This window comes from Intestinimonas sp. HCP28S3_D6 (assembly GCF_052065695.1).
Taxonomy (GTDB): domain Bacteria; phylum Bacillota; class Clostridia; order Oscillospirales; family Oscillospiraceae; genus Intestinimonas.
Genome location: NZ_JBQHTM010000007.1, coordinates 30,504 through 51,155 on the forward strand (window position 1 = coordinate 30,504; position 20,652 = coordinate 51,155).

At 62.6% G+C, this 20,652-nt stretch carries 19 protein-coding genes and 2 pseudogenes; 13 read left to right on the plus strand and 8 right to left on the minus strand.

The window, feature by feature from the left end:
- Window positions 1-482: 482 nt before the first annotated feature.
- From ACTNBK_RS04035 to ACTNBK_RS04055, 5 genes and pseudogenes are all read left to right on the plus strand, one after another.
- Window positions 483-1,244 (plus strand): annotated as a pseudogene (locus tag ACTNBK_RS04035) (histidine kinase dimerization/phospho-acceptor domain-containing protein); the annotation flags it as partial.
- A gap of 159 nt (window positions 1,245-1,403) precedes the next feature.
- Window positions 1,404-1,748: pseudogene (locus ACTNBK_RS04040) on the plus strand (sensor histidine kinase); the annotation flags it as partial.
- Window positions 1,738-3,120 carry a hypothetical protein gene (locus ACTNBK_RS04045; RefSeq protein ID WP_441143836.1) on the plus strand — a complete coding sequence of 461 codons (1,383 nt, stop codon included), beginning with the start codon at window positions 1,738-1,740 and terminating at the stop codon, window positions 3,118-3,120. The pseudogene ACTNBK_RS04040 and the gene ACTNBK_RS04045, both read left to right, overlap by 11 nt.
- 65 nt (window positions 3,121-3,185) lie before the next feature.
- Complete coding sequence (locus ACTNBK_RS04050) at window positions 3,186-3,992, plus strand: hypothetical protein (RefSeq protein WP_441143838.1); 807 nt, start codon at window positions 3,186-3,188, stop codon at window positions 3,990-3,992.
- 193 nt (window positions 3,993-4,185) lie between these two features.
- Window positions 4,186-4,797, plus strand: a complete 612-nt coding sequence (locus ACTNBK_RS04055) for a hypothetical protein (protein WP_441143840.1) — start codon at window positions 4,186-4,188, stop codon at window positions 4,795-4,797.
- Between the two features lie 75 nt (window positions 4,798-4,872).
- Here ACTNBK_RS04055 and ACTNBK_RS04060 read toward each other — a convergent pair whose 3' ends face one another.
- Window positions 4,873-9,234, minus strand: a complete 4,362-nt coding sequence (locus ACTNBK_RS04060; RefSeq protein WP_441143842.1) for an S-layer homology domain-containing protein — start codon at window positions 9,232-9,234, stop codon at window positions 4,873-4,875.
- Between the two features lie 519 nt (window positions 9,235-9,753).
- On the opposite strand from ACTNBK_RS04060, the gene aroF reads away from it, so the two are divergent.
- The 5 genes from aroF to ACTNBK_RS04085 all read left to right on the plus strand — a co-directional run bounded on the left by aroF (window position 9,754) and on the right by ACTNBK_RS04085 (window position 15,164).
- Window positions 9,754-10,770, plus strand: a complete 1,017-nt coding sequence (aroF, locus tag ACTNBK_RS04065) for a 3-deoxy-7-phosphoheptulonate synthase (RefSeq protein WP_441143844.1) — start codon at window positions 9,754-9,756, stop codon at window positions 10,768-10,770.
- A gap of 432 nt (window positions 10,771-11,202) precedes the next feature.
- Window positions 11,203-12,045: a prephenate dehydrogenase gene (locus ACTNBK_RS04070; RefSeq protein WP_441143846.1), complete on the plus strand. Its 843-nt coding sequence runs from the start codon at window positions 11,203-11,205 to the stop codon at window positions 12,043-12,045.
- Between the two features lie 99 nt (window positions 12,046-12,144).
- Window positions 12,145-13,269: an AI-2E family transporter gene (locus tag ACTNBK_RS04075; RefSeq protein WP_441143848.1), complete on the plus strand. Its 1,125-nt coding sequence runs from the start codon at window positions 12,145-12,147 to the stop codon at window positions 13,267-13,269.
- Window positions 13,270-13,380: 111 nt separating this feature from the next.
- Window positions 13,381-13,941: an RNA polymerase sigma factor gene (locus tag ACTNBK_RS04080; RefSeq protein WP_441143850.1), complete on the plus strand. Its 561-nt coding sequence runs from the start codon at window positions 13,381-13,383 to the stop codon at window positions 13,939-13,941.
- Window positions 13,938-15,164, plus strand: a complete 1,227-nt coding sequence (locus tag ACTNBK_RS04085) for a hypothetical protein (RefSeq protein ID WP_441143852.1) — start codon at window positions 13,938-13,940, stop codon at window positions 15,162-15,164. Before ACTNBK_RS04080 ends, ACTNBK_RS04085 begins: the two co-directional genes overlap by 4 nt.
- A 45-nt stretch (window positions 15,165-15,209) precedes the next feature.
- Here ACTNBK_RS04085 and ACTNBK_RS04090 read toward each other — a convergent pair whose 3' ends face one another.
- The gene (locus tag ACTNBK_RS04090; protein ID WP_441143854.1) at window positions 15,210-15,734 is read right to left on the minus strand and encodes a spore maturation protein; all 525 of its coding nucleotides are present in this window, start codon (window positions 15,732-15,734) and stop codon (window positions 15,210-15,212) included.
- Window positions 15,734-16,312, minus strand: coding sequence for a spore maturation protein A (locus ACTNBK_RS04095; protein WP_441143856.1), 579 nt, complete (start codon window positions 16,310-16,312; stop codon window positions 15,734-15,736). The genes ACTNBK_RS04090 and ACTNBK_RS04095 overlap by 1 nt, the downstream gene beginning before the upstream one ends.
- A gap of 209 nt (window positions 16,313-16,521) precedes the next feature.
- Here ACTNBK_RS04095 and ACTNBK_RS04100 point away from each other — a divergent pair, with 209 nt between their 5' ends.
- Entirely contained in the window at window positions 16,522-16,764 is a 243-nt protein-coding gene (locus ACTNBK_RS04100) for an AbrB/MazE/SpoVT family DNA-binding domain-containing protein (protein WP_130851073.1), read from the plus strand.
- Window positions 16,765-16,981: 217 nt separating this feature from the next.
- On the opposite strand, the gene rsmI is transcribed toward ACTNBK_RS04100, so the two are convergent.
- From rsmI to ACTNBK_RS04115, 3 genes are read right to left on the minus strand one after another with little or no spacing between them, the layout of a single operon-like run.
- Window positions 16,982-17,833 (minus strand): 16S rRNA (cytidine(1402)-2'-O)-methyltransferase, encoded by an 852-nt coding sequence (gene rsmI / locus ACTNBK_RS04105; RefSeq protein ID WP_441143858.1) that lies wholly within the window; start codon window positions 17,831-17,833, stop codon window positions 16,982-16,984.
- A 21-nt stretch (window positions 17,834-17,854) separates the two neighbouring features.
- Window positions 17,855-18,067 carry a helix-turn-helix domain-containing protein gene (locus ACTNBK_RS04110; protein WP_441143860.1) on the minus strand — a complete coding sequence of 71 codons (213 nt, stop codon included), beginning with the start codon at window positions 18,065-18,067 and terminating at the stop codon, window positions 17,855-17,857.
- Entirely contained in the window at window positions 18,067-18,297 is a 231-nt protein-coding gene (locus tag ACTNBK_RS04115) for a helix-turn-helix domain-containing protein (protein ID WP_441143862.1), read from the minus strand. The genes ACTNBK_RS04110 and ACTNBK_RS04115 overlap by 1 nt, the downstream gene beginning before the upstream one ends.
- 82 nt (window positions 18,298-18,379) lie before the next feature.
- Between ACTNBK_RS04115 and ACTNBK_RS04120 the strand changes: the two genes are divergently transcribed.
- Window positions 18,380-18,595 carry a hypothetical protein gene (locus ACTNBK_RS04120; protein ID WP_441143864.1) on the plus strand — a complete coding sequence of 72 codons (216 nt, stop codon included), beginning with the start codon at window positions 18,380-18,382 and terminating at the stop codon, window positions 18,593-18,595.
- Here the strand turns inward: ACTNBK_RS04120 and ACTNBK_RS04125 are convergent.
- Complete coding sequence (locus tag ACTNBK_RS04125; RefSeq protein ID WP_441143866.1) at window positions 18,554-19,222, minus strand: tRNA1(Val) (adenine(37)-N6)-methyltransferase; 669 nt, start codon at window positions 19,220-19,222, stop codon at window positions 18,554-18,556. The genes ACTNBK_RS04120 and ACTNBK_RS04125 overlap by 42 nt on opposite strands.
- 64 nt (window positions 19,223-19,286) lie before the next feature.
- On the opposite strand from ACTNBK_RS04125, the gene ACTNBK_RS04130 reads away from it, so the two are divergent.
- Window positions 19,287-20,045 carry a GNAT family N-acetyltransferase gene (locus ACTNBK_RS04130; RefSeq protein WP_441143867.1) on the plus strand — a complete coding sequence of 253 codons (759 nt, stop codon included), beginning with the start codon at window positions 19,287-19,289 and terminating at the stop codon, window positions 20,043-20,045.
- Here the strand turns inward: ACTNBK_RS04130 and ACTNBK_RS04135 are convergent.
- Window positions 20,002-20,640: an NUDIX hydrolase gene (locus ACTNBK_RS04135; RefSeq protein ID WP_441143869.1), complete on the minus strand. Its 639-nt coding sequence runs from the start codon at window positions 20,638-20,640 to the stop codon at window positions 20,002-20,004. The genes ACTNBK_RS04130 and ACTNBK_RS04135 overlap by 44 nt on opposite strands.
- Window positions 20,641-20,652 lie beyond the last annotated feature (12 nt).

Below are 20,652 nucleotides of genomic sequence, written 5' to 3' on the forward strand. Positions count from 1 at the left end.
TCATCATGGTGCTGCTCATCATCTCCCTGATGACGGTAGTGGGCGCTTTCCTGATGAACGCTGTGGTGCGGTACTACCTGGACGACTTTAATACCCGCATGAGCAGCATGTTCTCGGCCCAGGACCTCTATGAGGACCTCACCAGCCCCTATGAGGGGGAGGAGAACGGCGTGGAGGGTCTCCAGGACGTGCTCAGGGCCAATATGGGCGAGTTGGGCGTGGACGGGCGTACCCGCTACTATTTTATTCTGGACGGTACCACCGGAGCCTATCTGGCGGGCTCCGACGACCAGCTGGGCCAGAGTCTGGACAAGAGTCCCAACGTGCTCAGGGCGCTGGCCACCGGGGAACCGGCCACCGGCAGCGACATCACCGCCGACTTCATGGACGTGGCCATCCCCATCACCCGGGGCGAGGTGCCCTACATCATCCAGATCTACGATAACCGCCAGACGGTGACCGAGCTCAACAGCTCCATCTTCATGCTCATCATCCAGGCGCTGATCTTCGGCCTCATCTCCTCGGTGCTTCTCTCCTTCCTGCTGGCCAAGACCATGATCACCCCCATCGAGCGGCTCACCGCCGGCGCCAAGCGGGTGGCCTCCGGGGATTTTTCCCGGAAGCTGGAGGTGGCCTCCAAGGACGAGATCGGTGTGCTCACCGCCACCTTCAACTCCATGGCCCGGCAGCTCCAGGCCACCATCCGGGAGGCGGAGAACGAGCGCAACAAGCTGGACACCCTCTTCCTCCACATGACCGACGGCGTGGTGGCCTTCAGCCGGGAGGGCGGGGTGATCCAGAAGAACCCGGCGGCCGAGGACATGCTGGGCCGCCGCATCCTGCCCGAGGACACCTATGAGAGCCTCTTCGGGGACCTGGCGCCTCTGGACCAGATCCTGAGCCTGGATCAGCCCGGCTACCAGGAGGCCGAGCGCACCGCCGGAAACCGGAGCCTGGAGCTGCTGCTGGCGCCCTTTGACCAGGAGAGCGGCCAGGGCGGCGTAATGGTAGTCATTCACGACGTCACCACCCAGCGTCGGAACGAGGAGATGCGCCGGGAGTTTGTGGCCAACGTGTCCCACGAGCTGCGCACCCCCCTCACCAACATCCGCAGCTACGCAGAGACCCTGGTGGACAGCGCCGGGGACATTCCCCCTGCCATGGAGAAAAACTTCCTGGGGGTCATCCTCAACGAGTCCGACCGCATGACCCACATCGTCCAGGATCTGCTCACCCTGTCCCGGTTCGACTCCGGCCGCAGCGAGCTCAAGCTGGAGCGTTTCTCCTTCTCCGCCGCCGTCCGGGACATCTACAACGCCGTGCTCATGGACGCCCAGCGCCACGGCCATACCCTTACCCTGGAGATCGCCGCGGACATTCCCGACATCGTGGGCGACCGGGACCGGGTGCTCCAGGTGATGATGAACGTGGTCTCCAACGCCATCAAGTACACCCCCGACGGCGGCCAGATCGCCATTTCCGCCGGACGGAATCCTCTGCGGGTGTGGATGGAGGTGTCCGACAACGGTATCGGCATCCCCGAGGCCGACCGTCCCCGTATCTTTGAGCGCTTCTACCGGGTGGACAAGGCCCGATCCCGGGAGTCGGGCGGCACCGGCCTGGGTCTTTCCATCGCCAAGGAGATCGTAGACCGCCACGAGGGCATCATCGCCCTGGTGGACCGGCCGGGCCCCGGCACCACCATCCGCATCGAGCTGCCCATCGAGGGACCTGCCCATGGGAAATGAGAAAAATCGCTCCCTCATCGAGTGGGGGAAGAACGTGCTCATCGTGCTGCTGGCCCTGTCGGCGCTGTACCTGTTGGGCCGCACACAGCTCTACGTAGACGGCGCCGCCAGCGGCGGCCACCTGCTGTCCGGTCTGAAGTCCATTTTTTCCGAGGAGGAGCCCGTCTCCCCCAGCCAGGTGCTGGGGGACTGGAGCCAGGGCACCCTGCCCCGCCCGGTCCGCATGGTGGTCCTCACGGCCCAGGGCAGCGCCGGCATCCAGTACGACAACACCGCTCTGGACAGCCTCTTTCTGGAGTTCACCAATCCCTTGGCCGACGCTCTCACCGGCGCTGGAGCGCCGGAGCAGGTCAGTGAGGAGGAATTCCAGGCCGCGCTGAGCGCCCAGCGACCCGGGATCTATCTGGATCTTCTGGGGCGGGTGCCGCTGGCCAACCTGACGGCCTGGCTCAGCGGCGGCCGGGCAGTGAACACCGATCTGACCCAGAGCGTCCGCCGGATGCTCCTCACCCTGGATGAGGACGGCCGGGTGATGCTCTACTTCATTGACGAGAACACCGGCAATTGCTATGTCTCCGAGACGGCCTCCGATCTGGCCCAGCGGCTGGAGCGGTTCGTGGCAGGGGTCTCGCCCAACGGTGCCTCCTTTGCCTTCCAAAGCGGGGAGGCCTACGCCAGCCTGGCGCCCTATACGCTGCTGGGGGGCGGTGTCCCGCCCCAGCCGGACCGGTTCTCCGTGGCCAATCCGGTCCCCATCACCGACGGCGAGGAGGACTACGGCGACGCCTTTGAGGCTCTGGTCCGGAGCTTGTCCTTCCAGCCTCAGTCTATGTCCTACCGGAGCCGGGACGGCGTCACCATCCAGGAGGGCTCGGAGAAGCTGCGCTTCAGTAACAGCGGCCAGGTGACCTACGAGGCCGCCGAGCGCAGCGATCCCCGTTTTCCCCTCCAGGGCCTGAGCCAGAACCCCACGGAGTGGGAGCTGGTGGGGAGCGCCTGGGCTTTTGTGGAGCGTGTCTTTCAGACCAGTTCCGCCTCCTCGCTGTGCGGGGACGCGCGGCTGTATGTCCAGGGCCTGGAGGAGACGGAGGACGGTGTGGCCGTCCTCATCGGCTACCAGCTGGACGGCGCTGCCGTGCTGGTGGGACAGCTGGGCTATGCCGCCCGCATCGAGATTTCCGACGGCGCCATCACCGGGTTCCAGCTCCAGCTGCGCAAGTACACCTACTTGCAGCAGGGGCCCCAGGTACTGCCGGAGCTCCAGGCCACCGCCGCACTGGAGGCGCAGAAGGCCCAGGGCTCGGAGCTGCTGCTCTACTACTATGACGATCTGCGCGGCGACGAGGTCACCGCGGACTGGGGCGCGTTCTGAGTCCGCGCCGCGAGAGGAGGCGAGGCATCCTGGAGTGGTCTAAGCTGAAGAATATCATCATCATCATGCTGGCCTGCGTGAACTTCTTTTTGCTGGTGCTGGTGCTCCACCGCCAGCAGGAGATCCAGAGCTACTCGGAGAACGCCCGGGAGGATGCCATCACCGTGCTGTGGAACACCTGTCGGATTGAGCTGGACCGGGAGCTGCTGCCGGAGGAGATGGAGCTTTTGCCCATGGTGGTGCAGCGGGATCAGGCCCTGGAGCAGAGCCAGGCCGCCGCGCTGCTGGGTGAACTGACGGCCACGCCGTCGGACTCCATGCGGTATGAGGGGGCCAACGGCGCCGCTCAATTTTATATCAACGGCGCCTTTTCCGCGGAGTTCGTGCAGGGGGCCTATCCGGTGGGCGAGAGCACGCCGGAGGAATTTGCCCTCACCCTCATGGAGGGTCTTGGGATCGACGCCCAGGTGCAGGCGGCCGACACCGCCGCCTGGCCCCGGCAGGCGGTGGTCATCGTCCGGGAGAGCTGGGAGGGTGTCCCCATCTTCGACTGCACCGCCACCCTGGTCTTTCAGGACGGCGAGCTGCGGGAGATCCAGCGGGACACCAGCCACCGCCTGGTGGGCACGCCCCAGCCCGTCAGCAGTGAGGGCTGTCTGGACACGGTGACGCTGCTACTGCGGTTTGCCGACTATGTCAAGCAGAACAGCCGTGTGTGCAGCCAGATCACCGGCTTTTCCGCCGGCTACGCCATGGACGCCCAGACGGAGCCCACCCGGCTGATCCCCACCTGGTACGTGACCACCGACAACGGCGCCTACTACTGGAACGCCGTCACCGGCGACATCCGCCCGGAGCAGGCGGACACCTGAGAACGGAACACAAAACAAGACCCGCTGCCAGAGGGAACTTTCGTCTCCCTTGGCAGCGGGTCTTTTGTGTTTTTCGTGCGCGCGGTACCATTTCCGGGACCAGCAAGGCCGCCCGGGCATGGCGCCGCCCGGGGACAAAAGAGCCGTGCAACATAGACCGGTGGGGCGTGCAGGGGTGAGGAGGGATGCTTTTATGGCGACATACACACCGAACTACGGGCTCCACCAGTGGGTGCCGGAGGACAAGTTCCTGCGGACGGATTTCAATGAGGACTTTAGTAAGCTGGACATAGAGTTGGGCCGGGTGGACGGCATGGCCACCGAGCTCTACCGGGCGGTGCCCAACCTGGCCTACACCGTCTACGACCTGGCATTGAAGGACTACTACGAGAGCAAGTACCACGGCTACCGACGGGCGCTGCTGATGGACAGCTTTCTCAGCCAGGCCAACATCAGTTCTTTGACAGGGGGGCTGGTGGTACAGAATGGTGCTCTGGTGCTTAACGGTGCCGGGAAAATGGGCACCATGACCACCTATCGCCTCTCCCTGGGGGGCGCGGAATGGGCCCGGGTGGTGGCCTGGGTGAAATACGCTCTGGGGGGACTCTACACTATGGCGGTCAACGGCGTGGCCCTGGAAAAACAGGGAGCATGGTCCACTCAAACGGTAGACGGCATCGAGTGCCGGGAACTCCAGTTCGGAGGGGATGTGGCAGGCAGTGATTCCGCAGAGATCAGCATTACCCTGGACACATCCAGCGGCAGCTCCGCCACCGTATATGAATATGGCGTCATGTTTCTTTGATATGCAAAAAAGGCACCCCGGGCCATTTTGGCCCGGGGTGTCTTTTTTGCTGGGAATAAAATGTGCGGGGAAAGATTAGGTCGCGTCGTCCAGAGACACGTCGAAGGTGCTCACCTGGTAGCGCAGCCAACCAGCGCGGTTGCCGTCGATGGTAACGCCCTCGGTAACATCAGTGCCGCCAGCGTCCTCAGTGATCTTGATAGCGCCGTCGACATTGGGATCGGTGACCTCAATGGTCTGACCGGGCAGGATGTAGAACTCCGCAGCACCGCTCTCCTGCTTAGCAATGTCAACCAGACCGCCGGAAGCACCGGTGTTCACCAGTTTAGCCACGAGTGCAGAAGTATCCTTCAGGGTGACCTTCACAGCAGCGCTCAGGGTCAGGTCGGCAGACACAGCAGCGCCAGCGTAAGCGTTATAACCGAACACCTTGCCGCTGGTGGTGTCGAGGACAGCAGTACCAGCAGTACCGGCGGTGGCGATGGTGTAGCCGGAGCTCAGGTTGGTGCCGGCCGCCACATACACAGTATTGGTGTAGGTAGTGTTATCAGCATTGACCTTGATGGACACGTTGTTCAGGGTCACAGTCCAGGCAGCTTTCAGAGTCGCATCGGCGTCACCAACCTCGTAGCCGTCAGCCACATCGGTGGTGCTGGTAGCAGTCTCGGTAATGACGGCAGAGCCGTTTGCGGCATCCAGAACCATGTTGACAGTGGCGCCGACCTTGACATAGTCGCCAGTGGTCAGGTTCTTGCCGCCCACGTTGGGAACGGTGTCATACTCGCTGGCGGTGAAGTTAATAGCGGAGGCAGCGTACAGGTACACGTCGCTGTTAATCACAGCGCTGTACAGGACGAGGTCCTTCGCATTGCTCTCACCCTTGGTGGAAGCCACAGCGATGCTGGTCTCGTTGCCGCTGGTACCGCCGAAGGGAGTAGCAGCGTTCTTGGTCAGCACCACAGCACTGGCCTCGGTGGTGTAGACGTTGAAGGTCTTGGGAGCCTTGGCCTGGTCGAAGTAGTACACGGTGTTGCCGTTGTTGTCTTCACCAGTAGCGACAGCGGTAAGATCCTTGCCGCTGCCGTCCTTAAAGCCCTTGACAGTCACGTCAGAACCAACGGTCACGGCATAGGTGGCCACGGCGTCGGTCTCACTGATGGTCATGTTCTCGGTGACCTTGATGGTCAGGTCATTGCGGGAACCCACGGTACCCACCCGAGTGCCGTTGCTGTCAAAGACAATCTTGCCGCTGCTCAGATCGGAGTCGATCACGATGACAGAGGTGTCCTTGGCGAGCTCATAAGCAGCGCCATAAGCGGTGGTTCTGGTGGCGGTCAGCTGGGTCTTGCCGTCGGCGCTCCACACCTTGGCATCAACCAGCTCGCCGTTCAGGGTCAGGGTCACCTTGCCGGTGGAGGGATCGGTGGTGCCAGTGGCGCTCTCAGAGGGATCCTTGGTGGGATCGAACTGGGTGCCGACCACACTGCCGATCTTCACATCGCCGTTGGCGGGCATGGTGATGGAGCCGGAGCCGTTGGAGATGGTACCCTTGAGGTACTCGTCGGTAGCGGAGGAGCTGTCGTAGTCAGCCCAGCCCACCAGAGTGCCGTTGGCCAGGTTGGCGCCATTCTCAGCCTTCACGGTGATGGAGAAGCCGTTGGCCACCTGGATGGTACCCTTGGAGGGCACGTTAGCACCGTTGATGTTCAGGGTGCTGGTGGTCCAGTTGGTGACGGTGCGGAAGTGGACATCGCTGTCACGGACAAAGATGAGGGAGACATAGCCGTCGGTGTTCAGACCGTAAGCCACGGACATGGCGTCGGTGGGCTCGCTGTCCATCACGTAGACATGGTCGGAGTCCTCAACATTGATGACGGTGGTGCCCAGGGTGTGGGTCTTCTTGTTGGCGTCGGAGCCATTGGTGCCCAGACGGACCTCCATGGACTTACCCTTCACCTGAGAGGTGACATAACCGTTGAGGGTGCTGGAGGTGAGGAAGAGCTCGGCATAGTCGCCGTTCATACGGTACTCGTAGATCATGCCGCTCTTGATGGTGGCGGTGCCGCCGTTGACCTCGTCGGTAGCGGTGGTGCCGTTCTTCACCAGGATGGAGCCCTTCTCGCCGCTCTCAAAGACGGCGGGATACTCATAGATGTTGTTCTTGATCTGGTCCTGAGTCTGGGTGTAGTTGCCGATGATGTAGACAAACTCACGGCTGCCCTTGAATTGGTCGTTCACGTCGTTGACCACAACGGCCTTGGCGGTGTTGGTGGTGTGGTTGTCCACGGTGCGGGTCTGATAAGCAGCAGCAATCACAGAAGCGCCGGTGATCTGGCTGACAGGCACATTGCTCAGACCCTGGATCAGGGAGTAGCGGTTGCCGGTGCCGGTGCGAGAGATCACGAAGAACAGGGTGTTGTCGGTCACAACCACATTGGTGGTGGCGCCGGTGCTGTCAACGATGTCGTAGCTGGCGGTGGCACGCTTGACCTGCTCGGCAGCGTTGCCGTACACGCTGTGGTAGCGGTCGTTGATCTCATCGGGCTTGCCGATGGTCACGTTGCTGCCGTCCACCACGTAGGTGACGATACCGCCGGCCATGGCGCCGTTCACCAGGAGAGCGGCCATACCAGCTTCCTTATGGTCGTCGGTGCCGCCGATGCCGAACTTGCCGGCGGAGGCCAGCATGTTGACCTTGTAGACGCCAGTGGAGCCGTCGTTGAGCATCAGCTTAACCTCGCCGGAGTTGGCCAGGTTGGTGCCAGCGGCGTCGCCAGCGGCGGAGTTGATGACCAGAGCGTAGTTGCCAAACTCCTCCTCGTAGAGGTCCTTAGCAATGACGTTGCCATAGGCATCCAGATAGAAGACATAGCTGTTGCCAATGAGCTCCTGGTCGGCGTTCAGCCGCTCCAGAGTGGTACCAGTGGCATTGAGACCGTTCTTGGACTGGGTGTAATTGGTACCGTCCATGGTCACCTTGGTGGGAGTGCCGTTGACGAAAGCGGTCACGGTGCCGGTGACGGTCTCAGGCTTGGACAGGTAGTAGGTGTCGTCATACTTGACGTACAGGACCATGTCGCCCTTGGCCACGTCGGAGGGGTTGGCGATCTCCTTGAAGGAGATGGAGCCATCGCCGGCGATGGTCAGCTCCTCGTCGGTCTCGTTGTAAACGGTGACCTGAGCCAGGGTGGGATTCTCAGTGATGACGTAGTCCACGGTGCCGTCGCCGGTGTGGTCGATGAAGGTCACCTTGCGGCCGGCGGGATCGTTCACGGCCACGGCCTCTCTGGTGACACGGCCCTCAGCAAAGGCGGAGGTATCCTTGGTCAGGTCCTTGACGCCCTCGTAGCGGCTGCCGTCGTTGGCAACGGAGCTGTCTTTGTCGCTGATGGACAGGTTGTTGTCGCGCAGGAAGGACTTGACAGCATCGGCATCCTTCATCCGGTCACCGGTGGTGACAACGGTGTTCTTATCGGAGAGGATGGGGCTGCCAACCACAACGGAGTCCACAGCGTTGGGGGCCAGAGCGTTGGGGAACTTCACGTAGATGACCACCCGCTGACCGACGTACTCGTTGGGGATATCAACGGGATAGACGCCATTGTAGTTGCCCTGCTGGCCGGCATCGGTGCGGTAGGTGTTGGTGTCGCGGAACTGAGCCTTGCCCTCGGAAGCGGCGTTGTAGCCCAGGCCGAACACGTCGTTGGCCACGACCACGCCTTCCACCTTCACCACGCCAAACTTCTCAACGAGAACGGTGGAGGCTTCCTTGGTCTTGTTCAGGGGCTGGGGATACACGATACCGTCGTAGCTGCCCTCCAGGTTGCGGTACTCGACCATCCAGGACTGGACGCCGTTGTAGAGCATCTGGGCAGTGTCGTCACGGGTCAGGCCCTCATCGGGGTTGATCTTCATGTCGGCGAACAGGTCAATGTCGTTGCCCTTGGTCTGGACATTGATGGCCCAGTTGGCGCCGGTAAAGCCCTCGATGTCGCTGCGGTAGCCCAGCATGGTGAGGATCATCTTGGCAGCCTGAGCGCCGGTGACCTGGTCGTTGGGACCGAAGGTGCCGTCGCCGCGGCCGTCGATGATACCCAGGCTGGACACGTAGGCGATGTAGGACTCAGCCCAGTGGCCCTTGGTGTCGGTGAAGTTGGCGGTGATGGCGCCCAGGGTGGGGTCCTTGCCGCCGTTCAGGGTGACGGCGATCAGCTTCGCCATCTCGGCACGGGTCACGATCCCGGAGGGATCATAGGAGCCGTCATCCTTGCCGTTGATGACGCCCAGAGAGACCATGGTGGTCACGGCCTCTTTGTTGACGATTTCGTCCTTGTCGGAGAAGTCGTCAATGCTCACAGCGCCGGCGCCAACGACCATCATGGACATAACCATGACGAAAGCCAGAGCCAGGCTGAGAGCCCGCTTGAGGTTTCTCATTCGGAATTCCTCCTTCTAAAATTTGGGGTTTTAGGGGTCAAACGCCTGAAAATACGAACTTTTTCACGTACTACGGGCGTATAACGCCCCTTACACCGTAAAAAACGGGCAGTCTTTTCCACAAAATGTGGAAAAGACTGCCCGTTTTGATGAAAAAAGTTCCCTTGGTAGCATCTTGGTAGCATTTTATTTCAGCCGTTTTTTGAATCCCTTGCGCCCCAAGGGTTTGAGGCAATTTCTTGGTAGCATTTTGGTAGCATGGAAAAAAATTCGGTGCATGGGCCTTGACTTCAACGGCAAAAAGTGCTAAAGTACCACAACAGAAGGAAGTGTGTCACATGAAACGGTTCCAGGGTCACGTCTATGGGTATTCCTACCGCTGCCGCTATGCTGGCAACGGCGTTTTGTCGTGCCCTGGATCTGGCCCGCTATGAATGTGTGTGGACATCACAACGCGGCGGTCCCAACCGGGGCTGCCGCGTTTTTCTTATCCGTGCCGACAGAAAGGAAGGAATAAGTATGGTCGTTATTATGAAGCCGGGCTTCTCCGAGGAGCAGCTGGCATCCGCTATCCACGCCATGGAGGAGGGCGGCGTCAAGGTTATGGTCTCCAAGGGCTCTGAGACCACCATTTTGGGCGCTGAGGGAGATCCCTCCCACATCGATCAGGAAAAGCTCTCTCTGCTCCCCGGTGTGGAACGGGTCATGCGGGTCACCGAACCCTACAAGAAGGCCAACCGAAAATACCACCCCGAGGACACCGTCATTGACCTGGGCGGCGGCGCCCGGATTGGCGGCGAAAAGCTGGCCGTCATCGCCGGCCCCTGCTCCGTGGAGAGCGAGGAGCAGATCGTGGCCGTGGCCCAGGCCGTCAAGCAGAGCGGCGCCTCCGCCCTCCGGGGCGGCGCCTTCAAGCCACGCACCTCCCCCTACTCCTTCCAGGGCATGGGCAACGACGGCATTCGCCTCCTCCAGGAGGCCCGTACCGCCACCGGATTGCCCATCGTCACCGAGATCATGTCCACCGACAATATCGAGATGTTCGAGATGTGTGTGGATGTCATCCAGGTGGGCGCCCGCAACATGCAGAACTTCGACCTCCTCAAGCAGCTGGGCCGCACCACCAAGCCCATCCTCCTCAAGCGGGGCCTCTCCTCCACCATCGAGGAGTGGCTCATGTCCGCCGAGTACATCATGGCCGGCGGCAACGACAAGGTCATCCTCTGCGAGCGGGGTATCCGCACCTTCGAGACCTTCACCCGCAACACCCTGGACCTCTCAGCTGTGCTGGCGGTCAAAAAGCTCTCCCACCTCCCCGTGGTGGTGGACCCCTCCCATGCCTGCGGCCAGGCCTGGATGGTGGAGCGCATGAGCCTGGCCGCCGTGGCCGCCGGCGCCGACGGCCTCATCATCGAGGTCCACAACGATCCCCCTCACGCCAAGTGCGACGGCGCCCAGTCCATCACCCCCGCCCAGTTCGACGGCCTTATGGGCAAGCTGCGCACCCTGGCCCCCTGCGTGGGCCGGACGATCTGAGGAAGAAGGGACGATGAAAAAACAGGTCGCCATTATCGTCCTGGGCCTCATTGGCGGCGCCCCACCGGACTGAAGTCCGGCGGGGGACCCCATTGGATATCATCTGCTCGGGGCAAATGAATTGCCCCGGCATCAAGGTTTTGCCGGTTCCGGCAAAACGCTTGGACGCGCCTGCGCGCGAATGAGCCGCCCGATTCGTTGCGGCTTTCAGGAGGTTTTTCCAATGAATAAAACGATTGCCATCATTGGCCTGTGCCTCATTGGCGGCGCCCCACCGGACTGAAGTCTGGCGGGGACCCCATTGGATTTCATCTGCTCGGGGCAAATGAATTGCCCCGGCATCAAGGTTTTGTCGGTTCCGGCAAAACGCTTGGACGCGCATACGCGCGAAAGAGCCGCCCGATTTGCTGCGGCTTTTAGGAGGTTTTTCCAATGAATAAAACCATTGCCATTATTGGCCTGGGCCTCATTGGCGGCTCAATGGCCATGGCCCTCCGGGGCTTTGAGGACTTTGAGATCGTGGGGGTGGACAATTCCCCCGCCACCCTGGACTTTGCCGCCGCCCACAATGTGGCCGACCGCTTCACCGACGACGCCGGGGCGGTCATCGCCACCGCCGATGTGGTCTTTCTCTGCCTCCACCCCGGCGCCATCGTGGACTTCCTCCAGACCCACCGGGGAGACTTCAAGCCTGGCAGCCTTGTCACCGACGTGTGTGGCATCAAGACCGCCATCGTGGACGCCGCCGCCGTACTACCCCACGAGGTGGATTTCATTGGCGGCCATCCCATGGCCGGCAAGGAGACCTCGGGTATCTTCCACGCTGACGGAGATCTCTTCCGGGGTGCCCACTACATCCTCACCCCACGGCCCGGACACCGTCCCGAGCACCTGGACCTTCTCCGGCGTATCGCCGCCTACATCGGCTGTCGGGACGTAGTAGAGACCACCACCCAAAAACATGACGCCATCATCGCCTATACCAGCCAGGTCATGCATATCATGGCTGTGGCGGTGTGCGACGACCCCGACCTCTTCGAATGCAGGGGCTTTGAGGGCGGCTCCTTTCGGGATTGCACCCGGGTTGCCGCCCTGGATGTCCCCCTGTGGACCGAGCTCTTCTCCATGAATGCCTCCGCCCTCACCAAGGTCATCCGTAACCTGGAGGACAACCTGCGGGCCTACCGCCAGGTGCTGGAGCGGGGTGACACCGCCGCCCTCACCAAGAAACTGGCCTGGTCCGCCGACCGGAAACGGCACATGGATCTGGAGTGAGCTTTTTTCTCATCTTGCCGGTGGTGCATTGACTTCCCCATGGGGGAGATGCTATATTGGTGTCACCCAAATCATACGGATAAGGATGGAAATTCCTCCATGGACAAAAAAATGTTCCGCAGCATCCTACTCCTCATCACCTTCACCGTGGGGCTGGTTTTCGTGATCGTCAGGTTCGACGACCTCTGGCACATGGTCCGTCTGATCCTCTCCCAGCTGACCCCACTCTTTGCCGGCTTGGCCATTGCCTTTATTCTGTCGAGGCCCTGTGCCTTCTTCCGGCGGACGTTGGACCGTGGCCTGAAAGGCACACCTCTGACCGGTTTCAGCCTTCCTCTGGCTGTGGCCCTCTCCTATGTGCTTCTGATCGGCGTGGTTGCCGCCATCTTCGCCTTTGTCATTCCCCAGCTCACCAGCAGCGTGGGCCGCTTCGCCGCCAACCTCAGCAGCTATCTGGCCCAGGTCCAAGTCTGGATCAACGACATCACGGCCTGGCTCCATCTGGAGGAGCTGGACCTCTCCCAGTTTGGTCAGACGCTGCGGGAATTCGTCAACAGCCTCTTCTCTGCCCTCTCCACCGCCGTCCCTCAGCTCCTCTCTCTCACCAGCGGACTGGTCTCCGTGGTGGTCACCATGGTGCTGGCTCTGGTCTTCTCCGTCTATATGCTCTCCGGCAAGGACACCCTCCTGGGACAGTGCCGCCGGGTCCTCAAGGCATACGCCCCTAAAAAGGTCTACAATGTGGTGCTGGATGTAGCTTCCCTCACCGCCGATACCTTCAGCCGCTTTGTCAGTGGCCAAATCACAGAGGCATGTATTCTGGGTGGACTTACCTTCCTCGGCATGCTCATCCTGCGGCTGGACTACGCCCTCCTCATCGCTGTACTCATCGGCGTTTCCGCTCTGGTGCCCGTGGTGGGCGCCTATGTGGGTGCCATCACCTCCGCCTTGCTGCTGGTCATGGTGGACCCCATCGACGCCCTCATCTTCCTCATCTTCCTGGTCTGCCTCCAGCAGATCGAGGGCAATGTCATCTACCCGCGAGTGGTGGGGACTTCCCTGGGACTCCCCGGCATCTGGGTCCTCACCGCCGTCACCGTGGGCGGCGGTCTCTTCGACCTGGCCGGCGTTCTCCTCAGCGTGCCGGTGGCCTCCATCCTCTACGCCCTGCTGAAGCGGGACGTGCGTAAGCGTCTGACCCGACAGGAAAAAAACAGCCAATGAAGCCAAAACGGCGTGCGGTTTTCCGCGCGCCGTTTTTCTTAAAAAAATTCTGCCTTAGTGCAACCATACGGCTCCGTTTGTCGGGATATAGGGCAGAAGGGAGGATTATATATGGAGGACAAGGCCATCGTTGCGCTCTACTGGCAGCGGAACCAGGAGGCCATCCGGGTCACCCAGGGAAAGTATGGAGCCTATCTCAGCAAGATCGCCTGGCAAATCCTTTACGACCGGGAGGAGGGCGAGGAGTGCGTCAACGACACCTATCTCAAGGCGTGGAACTCTATGCCCATCCAGCGGCCGACGGTGCTCTCCACCTACCTGGGGAAGATCGTCCGGGGCTGCGCCATCGACCGCTTCCGCCACAGGCACCGGCAGAAGCGCCAGGCGTCGGAGTACGCCCTCTCCCTGGAAGAATTGGCCGAATGCCTCTCCGACGGGGACGCCACCCAGGAGGCGGTGGACCTCCACCTGCTGGGGGAGGCCATCGACACCTACCTCCGTACCCTTCCTCCCCCGGCCCGCCGGGCTTTCGTGGCCCGGTACTACTACATGGACCCCATCCGGGCGGTGGCGGTCGACCAGGGCCTGGGCCTGTCCCAAGCCAAGAGCCTTCTCCACCGGACTCGACTGGGGCTGCGGGAGCACCTGCGAAGGGAGGGGTTTTCGGTATGAAGCGGGAGGACATCAGTGACGCCATGGCCTACATCGGCGACGACCTCCTGGAGGAGACGGACGCCGTTCGGGGTGCCGGAGGTGTGAGACGGAACCATTGGAAGGGCTTGGCCGCCCTGGCGGCCTGCGCCGGGGTGGTGCTCTTCGGGGCAATCCGCTGGGGCGGCGGTCCGGCGGAGCCGGTCCCCACCCCGGCGGCGGAGACCACCGCCCCGGTGGCAGAGACTACGGCTCCGATAGAGACAGAGCAGACCACCGCCGCCCCCGTCCCCACGGTGGACGGCCTGCCCATGCTCACCATTGAGCTGGGGGAGACGGGCATGGGCTTTGAGGGCTACATGGCCTACGACATCTCCCAGCTGGTCAGCGGCAACCCCTGGACGGAGGAGGCCGGGCTCACCATCCTGCCCGTGTACACAAATCCGCTGGAGCTGGATGAATACGGACAGCCGGTGGGGGACCGGGCAGCCATGGAGGCCGCCCTGGAGGAGGCGGCCGGCCGCCTGGGCCTGGAGGGGGCGGAGATCGAGGAGACTGACTGGGGGGCGCTGACCATCCGGGGGGAGGGGCTCACCCTGGATGTGACCAGCATCCTGCCCGTCACCCTGGAGTTCGAGCCCCCGCGCCCCCTGCCGGAGGGATATGACTTTGGCTACCACGCCCCCTGTGACGCTATGGAGGCGGCGGGAGAATACCTGATGGAGACCTACGATACCCTGCTGGACATGGAAACGCCCACCCTCAGCCTCTGGGGCGGCGACTACAACATCTACCGGGAGCAGGGGTATCAGATCGAAGTCTACGAAGGGGTGGGGGACCTCACCAACCAGCTGGTGGGCTATCACTTCCGCCGGGTGGCCTTCTACCCGGACGAGGAGGGGCGGCTGTGGATGATCCGGTTTTACCAGGCCGACCTCTCCCAGAAGCTTGGGGACTACCCCATCATCACAGTGGAGGAGGCGCAGGCGCTGCTGGGAGAGGGCCACTACATCACCAGCGTGCCCTATGAGCTGCCGGGGCTGGAGTACGTGGAGAAGGTGGAGCTGGTCTACCGGAACGGGGCGCTGGAGGGCTGCTGGATGCCCTACTACCGCTTCTACGTCCGGCTTCCGGAGGAGACGGAGGAGGACGGCCTCCAGACCTTCGGGGCCTACTATGTGCCGGCGGTGGAGGGACGTTTCCTCACCAATCTGCCGGTGTGGGACGGCTCCTTCGACACCTGAACAGCAAAAGGGCGGGCGGACCTGTTGGGTCCGCCCGCTCTTTTGTCATGTGGGGAAAAAGAGCCGCACCGCCCAGGACGCCGAGACGAAGCCGGCCAGGTCGGCGCACAGGGCAGCGGGGACGGCGTACCGGGTCTTTTTGATGCCGGCGGCGCTGAAGTAGACGGCCACGGTGTAGAAGGTGGTCTCGGTGGAGCCCAGCATCACCGCCGCTGTCCGGCCCACGGTGGAGTCGGGGCCATAGGTACGGATGAGGTCGGCCCCCACCCCCAGGGCGGCGCTGCCACTTACGGGACGCACCAGCAAAAGGGCTACGGTCTCCGGGGGGATGCCCAGGTTTTCCAGCACCGGGGCCAGAAGCCCCGCCAGCAGCTCCAAGGCTCCCGAAGCCCGGAGCATCCACACCGCCGTCAGCAGGGCGATGAGGGCGGGGACGATGCGGATAAGGACCCCCAGGCCGTCGGCGGCCCCGGTGAGAAGGGCGTCATACACGTCCACCCGGCGCCACAGGCCCAGCAGGGCCGCCCCCGCCAGCAGAAGGGGGACGGTGAGTTCAAGCACATCCATCATCAGTCCCTCCACAGCCGCGCGAAAAGCCGGGCGGCCAGGATACCCGCCGTCACCGATAGGGCCGAGGCCAGCCACACTGCCGGCAGGATGTCAAAGGGGGCGGTACTTCCCGCCCCCGCCCGCACCGCCGCCACTGTGGTGGGGATGAGCTGGATGGAGGCAGTGTTGCACACCACCAGCATGCACAGGGCGTCGGAGGCCACCCCCGGCGAGCGGCGGCTCATGCGGCGGGCGGCATCCAACCCTAAGGGGGTGGCAGCGTTCCCCAGACCCAGCAGGTTGGCCGACACATTGGCCGAGATGGCGTCCATCACGCCGCTGTCCCGGGCGAAGTCCGGGTAGAGCCGGCTCAATACCGGCCGCAGCAGCCGGGAGAGACACCCCATGGCTCCTGTCCGACGCAGCACCTCCATGACCCCCATCCACAGACACAGCGCTCCCGCCATCCCCAGACACAGCTCCACCCCGGCGGAGGCACCCTCCATGGCGGCGGAGGCCACCTCCGAACCCCGACCGGTGGCCAGCGCACACACCAGCGAAACGGCCACCATCCCCGTCCAGATTCCAGACATCCCCATTTTCAAGCCCCCCTATCACTCAGAAATCTATGCCAGAATGGGCTAAAACATATCCGAGACCCACCATTTTCGTAAGATAGACATATTTTTACACTGATTTCCATATTCTGATTGACTTTTCTATACGACATGTTATAATACATGACAGATATTGGTCCGGAAACGCGCTTATGCGCCGCCATTATCTGGGAAGGAGCTAAAACAGAACTATGAAATCAACCGGGATCGTACGGAAAGTTGACGAATTGGGACGGATCGTGCTCCCTATTGAGCTGCGCCGCACCCTCGACATTGCAGAAAAGGACTCCCTGGAGATCTACGTGGATGGGGCCTCCATTGTCCTAAAAAAGTACCAGCCTGCCTGTATTTTCTGTGATGATGCCAAAGATGTTATCAATTTTAAGGGGAAGAATGTATGCCCCAACTGCATTCGCGAGCTCATGAATAAATGAATTCGGTGTCCCTTTCCTGTGGACAAAAAATCCGGAGTGGCGGCTGCCGCTCCGGATTTTTTACGTAGATTTTACATAACAAATGTTTTTTCGTGTTCGAATGGTTTCGGTCGAAATCCATTTGTATTACTGAAGGTCTTTCGCATCCGAAGTTATATTGTGGATTGTATATACAAATAGTATATGCATGATAACCATAAAATTACAAAAAAGGAATTCAAACGACGAGATCTGACGCGCCTTTCCCCAAGGCCAGGTCGTAGAGCGCCTTGCGGGAGAGCCCCAACTCTGCCGCCGCCTGCCGGGCAGCATCCCGGAGAGAGGCGCCAGAGGTCCGCAGCGCCTCCACACGGAGGAGGCCTGTCTCCAGAGTGGGGACATTTTCGGCCTTGGGCGTGCCGCCCTCTACCACCAGTACAAACTCCCCCTTGGGGGGATTTTCTTCGTACCAGGCCACCGCCTCCCCCAGGGTGGTGCGGCGGATCTCCTCGTGGAGCTTGGTGAGCTCCCGACACAGGGCGATGCGCCGGTCCGGGCCGAAGGTGTCCAGCAGGTCGGCCAGGGTGGATTGGAGCTTGTGGGGCGCCTCGTAGAAGAGCATGGTCCGGGTCTCTCCCTTCAGCTCTTCCAGGTGGGCCCGGCGGTTTTTCTTGTTCATGGCCAGAAAGCCCTCAAAGGTAAAGCGCCCCGTGGGCAGCCCGGAGGCGGCCAGGGCGGTGATGAGGGCGCAGGGGCCGGGGATAGAGACCACGGGGATGCCCTCTCCGGCGCACTGGCGGACCAGGTCCTCTCCGGGGTCGCTGATGGCCGGGGTGCCGGCGTCGGTGACCAGAGCGCAGCTTTCCCCCGCCAGGAGGCGGCTCAGGACAGCGGCGCCGCTCTCGCCGGTGTTGTGGCGGTAGTAGCTCACCAGAGGCTTTTTAATCCCCAGGTGGTTGAGGAGCTTCAGGGTCACCCGGGTGTCCTCGGCGGCGATAAAGTCCGCCTCGGCCAGGGTGTCGGCCATCCGGGCCGAAATATCCCCCAGGTTGCCGATGGGGGTGGGGACAAGGTAGAGGGTTCCGGGCATGATGATGCCTCCTGTACATGATTATTCTTCCGACCGGCCCAGCAGATAGTCGGTGGTGACGCCGAAGTAGTCGGCAAGGGCGTCCAGCGCTGTCACGGAAATGTTGATCTGGCCGTATTCGATCTTTTGATAGTGGTTGGTAGTCACGCTCAAAAGACGGGCAAGGTCCTCCTGGGTGGCCTTTTTCTCCTTTCGGAGTGCCCGCAGACGGGCGGAGAAAACGGAAAAGTCCATTATTTCTCTCTCAGCTCCCCTTCCGCACGGCCCAACAGGTAGTCAGTTGAAACGCTAAAATAGTCGGCAAGGGCCATGAGGGTAGTGATGGGGATGTTGACCTGGCCGTATTCCATCTTCTGATAGTTGCTGACGGTACAGCCCAGCAGCGCCGCCATGTCCTTCTGGGTCTGTTTTTTCTGCCGACGCAGGGCTCTGAGTCGGGCGGCAAAGGTGGTCAAAGGCTCCATGCGGATCCCCCCTCTTGACAAAATAGTTCCCTCTGCATATAATAAACACACAATTAAATTGTGTGTTTAAGGAGGGATAGAAATGAATGATTTCCTGTGTTGGCTCTACGACCACTACATCCACCCCCACATCCTGGCCCAGCCCATGGACGACGGGGACACTCTCCGCTGCTCCCTGCTGGATGGCAGCGTTACGCCGGAGCAGCGGCGGGATGTGGAGGCGGTGCTGCGGCGCTACGCCTGCCAGGGGTTCCTGTTAGGCCTGCGGACCGGCGCCGGACTGGGGCCCCTCCTGTAACTGCACAGGCAGCACCTCCAGGCCGGGACGGCCCTGGCGCACCGCCTCCACCAGAGCGGCGGAGGGGGGCGCGGAGAGGCTGTGCTGGAGGAGGACCATACGCTTGGGCTCCAGGCCGTGGTCCCGCAGGGCGGCGAAGAGGTCGGGCAGGCGCTCCGGACGGTGGACCAGGGCGAACCGGCCCCCGGGCCGGGTCAGGTATCCGGCGGTGGCGCACAGCTCCGTGAGGGTGCACCCCTCCTCACTGCGGGCCGGTCCCCCGGACTTCCCTGCCCCGGTGGGGAACCAGGGGGGATTGGAGATCACCAGGTCGAAGGCGTTGGCGGGAAAGAGCCGCCGGTCCCGCAGGTCCCCGGTGACCACCCGGGCGTCCAGGCCGTTTCGGGCAAAGGTTTGCCGGGCCACGTCGGCGGCGGCGGGGGAGACCTCCACCCCGGTGAGAGAGAGGCTCTCCTCCCTGTCCAGCAGCAGCAGGCCCAGCACCCCCGAGCCGCAGCCCAGGTCGCACACCTTCCACCGGCGGCGCACCGTGGCGAACCGGCCCAGAGCCAGGCTGTCGCCCCCCAGGGGAAAGCAGTCCTCCGTCAGAAGGAGGGTATAGCGGCCCAGCCGCTCCGTCCGCTCCATGGCCCTTGGCCCCCTTTTGTGCTAAAATGAGAAAAATGAAAAAAAAGAGAAAAGGAATGATCGCATGGACATCCGCGCCGTCACCACCCTGGCTCCGGGAGGGCCCGCCGGCCTGCTCGGCGGCTTTCAGGCCTGGGAGGGGGGCAGGCTGATAGGCTCCCTCACCCTCTTCATCCCTTTGGGCCATACCGCCCAGGTGAGCGTCTTCGTCCCCACCGAACACCGGCGGAAGGGGATCTTCTCCGCCCTCCTCGCAGAGGCGGAGGTCGCCTGCCGGGCTCAGGGGGCAAAGCGGCTCCTCCTGGTCTGCGGCGGGGAGAGCGGCGACGGTCAGGCGGTGGCGGCCCGCTGGGGACTGGCCCTGGACCACAGCGAGTACGTGATGGTGTGCAAAGGGCCTCGGCCGGAAGGGACGAAAGACCCCGCCCTGCGGCTGGCCGGTCTCCCGGACCTGGAGCGGGTGGCCGCCCTCACGGAGGCGGCCTTCGGCGACACCCCGGCGGAGGCCCTCTCCATGGCGGAAAACACCCTCTCCGATCCGGCCCGGCAGTGCTGGGGGTTATGGGAGGGAGAGCGGCTCCTGGCCGCGGCCGGGGTGGGCCCGGCAGCGGAGGGCCTGTCCATCTATAGCGTGGCGGTGGACCCCGCCCGGAAGGGACAGGGCCTGGGGCGGCGGCTCATGGCCGGTCTGCTGGCCGTGCTGCCCCGGGACAGGGCCCTGGTGGTGGAGGTGGACAGCGGAAACCGGCCTGCCCGTGCCCTCTATGAGTCCTTCGGTTTCAGAGAGACCCGGCGGCAGGACTATTTTGCCCGCGGTCTGTGAAGTTCCACAGGAGGATACGGGCGGTGAGGCCCCAGATGGCGTGGCCCTTGTAGGTCCAGATGGGCACCTGATGGGTGCCTGTCCGCCAGGGATAGCCCTCGGGGAAGCCAATGAGGTCGTAGGGAAAGTCGTCGTCCACCTTGGGCACCAGGGGAAAATTGTAGAGGAGGGGCGGCTGATCCCGGAAAAAGTCGGCGGGTACCAGGAAGGTCTCCTTCACCTCGGCGGCGCTGGCCTGCATGTGGACCACCGCGCCGGTGTCCACCTGGGCCAGCACCGGGTGCATGAGGCCGTGGGAGGGCATGAACACATCGTCCAGCCGGGCGATGGGGCGGATGGACGACGGTGGAATGCCCAGCTCCTCACCCGTCTCCCGGAGGGCGCACTGGGTGGGGGTTTCCCCCTCCTCCATGCGCCCACCGGGGAAGCAGACCTCTCCGGGCTGCCGCCGCAGGGCGTCAGAACGGACCTCAAAGAGCAGGTGGAGCCTGCCGTTCCACTCCACCACAGGCACCAGCACAGCGTAGTGGGTGCGCACCCCCATGATGCCGGGGACCCGGTCCAGAAAACGTCCTTCCAGCTCAGAAATGGTCATGGCTGCCTCCTT